General features: G+C 57.9%; 1 protein-coding gene. It reads left to right on the top strand.

Annotated features, from left to right (window positions below; all coding sequences use genetic code 11):
• Positions 1–4,436, top strand: a 4,436-nt coding sequence (locus tag ACIOVD_RS27835) for an immunoglobulin-like domain-containing protein (protein ID WP_401131377.1), incomplete at both ends; no start/stop codon positions are given.

Below are 4,436 nucleotides of genomic sequence, written 5' to 3'. Positions count from 1 at the left end.
GTGGTGAAAATCCCGGCTAACGGCACCAGCGGTACTGCAGTCGTCACCGCCAAAGACAACATCTTCACCGGCGGCCAGGATGCAATCGTCAACAAGCTGGAATCCGTCTCGGCCAACAACTTCGAGAAGTTGACCCTCGGCGAAGACCAATACACCACCACCGTCACCGACGAGCCATCGGGCCAAGGCGACAAAATCACCGTCACCATCGAAAGCAACGGCGATGTGCTGGAAAACGCTGCGCCTAAGTTCACGGTGAAAGTCGATCAGGAGCTGAAACAAGACCTGACCGTGACCCTGAGCAACGGCGCGACCGTGGTGATCAAGGCTGGCACCACCAGCGTGCCGTACGAACTTAAAGCCCAGGGCGATGACGTCTACAAAGACGGCGAAACCATCAAGCTCAGCGTCACTGACGCAACGGTTCCAGGTCAGTCGTTCGAAAACCTGGTGCTCGGCGACGAGGCTGTGGTCAAGGTGGGTGACACTCTCACCGAGGTGAAAGCCACACTGACTGTGGATAAAACCACTGTCGCCGAAGGCGGTGAAGTTACTTACACCGTGACCCTGACCAATGCTGCTGGCATGCCGATGGCGAGCCACGGCGAGTTGACCTTCAAGCTCACCGACGGCACCGAGATCAAGATTCCGGCCAATAGCACCAGTGGTACGGCTGTGGTCACCGCCAAAGACAACATCTTCACCGGCGGCCAGGACGCGATCGTCAACAAGCTGGAATCCGTCTCGGCCAACAACTTCGAGAAGTTGACCCTCGGCGAAGACCAATACACCACCACCGTCACCGACGAGCCATCGGGCCAAGGCGACAAAATCACCGTCACCATCGAAAGCAACGGCGACGTGCTGGAAAACGCTGCACCGAAGTTCACGGTGAAAGTCGATCAGGAACTGAAACAAGACCTGACCGTGACCTTGAGCAACGGCGCGACCGTGGTGATCAAGGCTGGCACCACCAGCGTGCCGTACGAGCTGAAAGCGCAAGGCGACGATGTCTACAAAGATGGCGAAACCATCAAACTGAGCGTCACTGACGCAACAGTTCCAGGCAAGTCCTTCGAGAACCTGGTGCTCGGCGACGAGGCTGTGGTCAAGGTTGGCGACACCCTCACTGAGGTGAAGGCCACCCTGACTGTGGATAAATCCACTGTCGCCGAAGGCGGCGAAGTCACCTACACCGTGACGCTGACCAACGCTGCTGGCATGCCAATGGCCAGCCACGGCGAGTTGACCTTCAAGCTCACCGACGGTACCGAGATCAAGATCCCGGCAAACAGCACCAGCGGTACTGCAGTGGTTACCGCCAAAGACAACATCTTCACCGGCGGCCAGGACGCGATCGTCAACAAGCTCGAGTCGGTTTCGGCTAACAACTTCGAGAAGCTGACACTGGGCGACACGACGTTGACCACTTCGGTCACCGACGAGCCATCGGGCCAAGGCGACAAAATCACCGTCACCATCGAAAGCAACGGCGATGTACTGGAAAACGCTGCTCCGAAGTTCACCGTCAAAGTCGATCAGGAACTCAAGCAAGACCTGACCGTCACCCTGAGCAACGGCGCGACCGTGGTGATCAAAGCGGGCACCACCAGCGTGCCGTACGAGCTGAAAGCCCAGGGCGATGACGTCTACAAAGACGGCGAAACCATCAAGCTCAGCGTCACTGACGCAATGGTTCCAGGTCAGTCGTTCGAAAACCTGGTGCTCGGCGACGAGGCTGTGGTCAAGGTGGGTGACACTCTCACCGAGGTGAAAGCCACACTGACTGTGGATAAAACCACTGTCGCCGAAGGCGGTGAAGTTACTTACACCGTGACCCTGACCAATGCTGCTGGCATGCCGATGGCGAGCCACGGCGAGTTGACCTTCAAGCTCACCGACGGCACCGAGATCAAGATCCCGGCCAACAGCACCACCGGCACGGCTGTGGTCACCGCCAAAGACAACATCTTCACCGGTGGTCAGGATGCGATCGTCAATAAACTCGAGTCGGTCTCCTCGAACAACTTCGAGAAGCTGACCCTCGGCGACACGACGTTGACCACTTCGGTCACCGACGAGCCAGGTTCGGGCGATCCAAAAGACCCAGCTAACGAAGGCGACAAAATCACCGTCACCATCGAAAGCAACGGTGACGTACTGGAAAACGCTGCACCGAAGTTCACCGTCAAAGTCGATCAGGAACTGAAGCAAGACCTGACCGTCACCCTGAGCAACGGCGCAACCGTCGTGATCAAAGCCGGCACCACCAGCGTTCCGTACGAGCTGAAAGCCCAGGGCGATGACGTCTACAAAGACGGCGAAACCATCAAACTGAGCGTCACTGACGCAACGGTTCCAGGCAAGTCCTTCGAGAACCTGGTGCTCGGCGACGAGGCTGTGGTCAAGGTGGGCGACACCCTCACTGAGGTGAAAGCTACCCTGACTGTGGATAAATCCACTGTCGCCGAAGGCGGTGAAGTCACCTACACCGTGACCCTGACCAACGCCGCTGGCATGCCGATGGCGAGCCACGGCGAGTTGACCTTCAAACTCACCGACGGCACCGAGATCAAGATCCCGGCCAACAGCACCAGCGGCACTGCCGTGGTCACCGCCAAAGACAACATCTTCACCGGTGGCCAGGACGCGATCGTCAACAAGCTCGAGTCGGTTTCGGCCAACAACTTCGAGAAGCTGACCCTCGGCAAAGACCAATACACCACCACCGTTACTGACGAGCCAGCGGGCCAAGGCGACAAGATCACCGTCACCATCGAAAGCAACGGCGATGTGCTGGAAAACGCTGCGCCTAAGTTCACGGTGAAAGTCGATCAGGAGCTGAAACAAGACCTGACCGTGACCCTGAGCAACGGCGCGACCGTGGTCATCAAGGCTGGCACCACCAGCGTTCCATACGAGCTGAAAGCCCAGGGCGACGACGTCTACAAAGACGGCGAAACCATCAAGCTCAGCGTCACTGACGCAACGGTTCCGGGCAAGTCCTTCGAAAACCTGGTGCTGGGCGACAAAGCCCAAGTCACCATCGGCGACACCCTCACTGAGGTGAAAGCCACCCTGACTGTGGATAAATCCACCGTCGCCGAAGGTGGTGAAGTTACTTACACCGTGACCCTGACCAATGCTGCTGGCATGCCGATGGCGAGCCATGGTCCGCTGGTCTTCACTCTGTCCGACGGCACCAAGATCACCGTTCCTGCGAACGGGACTTCGGCCAGCGCAACTGTCACCGCCAAAGACAACATCTTCACCGGTGGTCAGGATGCGATCGTCAACAAACTCGAGTCGGTTTCGGCTAACAACTTCGAAAAACTGACCTTGGGCGATACCACGCTGACTACCAGCGTGACGGACGAGCCAGGTTCGGGCGATCCAAAAGACCCAGCCAACGAAGGCGACAAGATCACCGTCACCATCGAAAGCAACGGCGATGTGCTAGAAAACGCGGCACCGAAGTTCACCGTCAAGGTCGATCAGGAACTGAAACAAGACCTGACCGTCACCCTGAGCAACGGTGCAACCGTGGTGATCAAAGCCGGCACCACCAGCGTGCCGTACGAACTGAAAGCCCAAGGCGACGATGTCTACAAAGACGGCGAAACCATCAAACTCAGCGTCACTGACGCAACGGTTCCAGGTAAATCGTTCGAGAACCTGGTGCTCGGCGACGAGGCTGTGGTCAAGGTTGGAGACACCCTCACTGAGGTGAAAGCCACCCTGACTGTGGATAAATCCACCGTCGCCGAAGGCGGCGAAGTCACCTACACCGTGACGCTGACCAACGCTGCTGGCATGCCAATGGCCAGCCACGGCGAGTTGACCTTCAAGCTCACCGACGGTACCGAGATCAAGATCCCGGCCAACAGCACCACCGGTACTGCAGTGGTTACCGCCAAAGACAACATCTTCACCGGCGGCCAGGACGCGATCGTCAACAAGCTGGAATCTGTCTCGGCTAACAACTTCGAGAAGCTGACACTGGGCGACACGACGTTGACCACTTCGGTCACCGACGAGCCATCGGGCCAAGGCGACAAAATCACCGTCACCATCGAAAGCAACGGCGATGTACTGGAAAACGCTGCTCCGAAGTTCACCGTCAAAGTCGATCAGGAACTCAAGCAAGACCTGACCGTGACCTTGAGCAACGGCGCGACCGTGGTGATCAAAGCCGGCACCACCAGCGTGCCGTACGAGCTGAAAGCGCAAGGCGATGACGTCTACAAAGACGGCGAAACCATCAAGCTGAGCGTCACTGACGCAACAGTTCCAGGTCAGTCGTTCGAGAACCTGATGCTTGGCGACGAGGCTGTGGTCAAAGTTGGCGACACCCTCACTGAGGTGAAAGCCACCCTGACGGTGGATAAATCCACTGTCGCCGAAGGCGGTGAAGTCACCTACACCGTGACGCTGAC

It is taken from the genome of Pseudomonas sp. NPDC087626, from assembly GCF_044743405.1.
Classification (GTDB): domain Bacteria; phylum Pseudomonadota; class Gammaproteobacteria; order Pseudomonadales; family Pseudomonadaceae; genus Aquipseudomonas.
The sequence above is the reverse complement of the archived record's forward strand: the minus strand, read 5'-3'. Positions and strand labels throughout refer to the sequence as shown.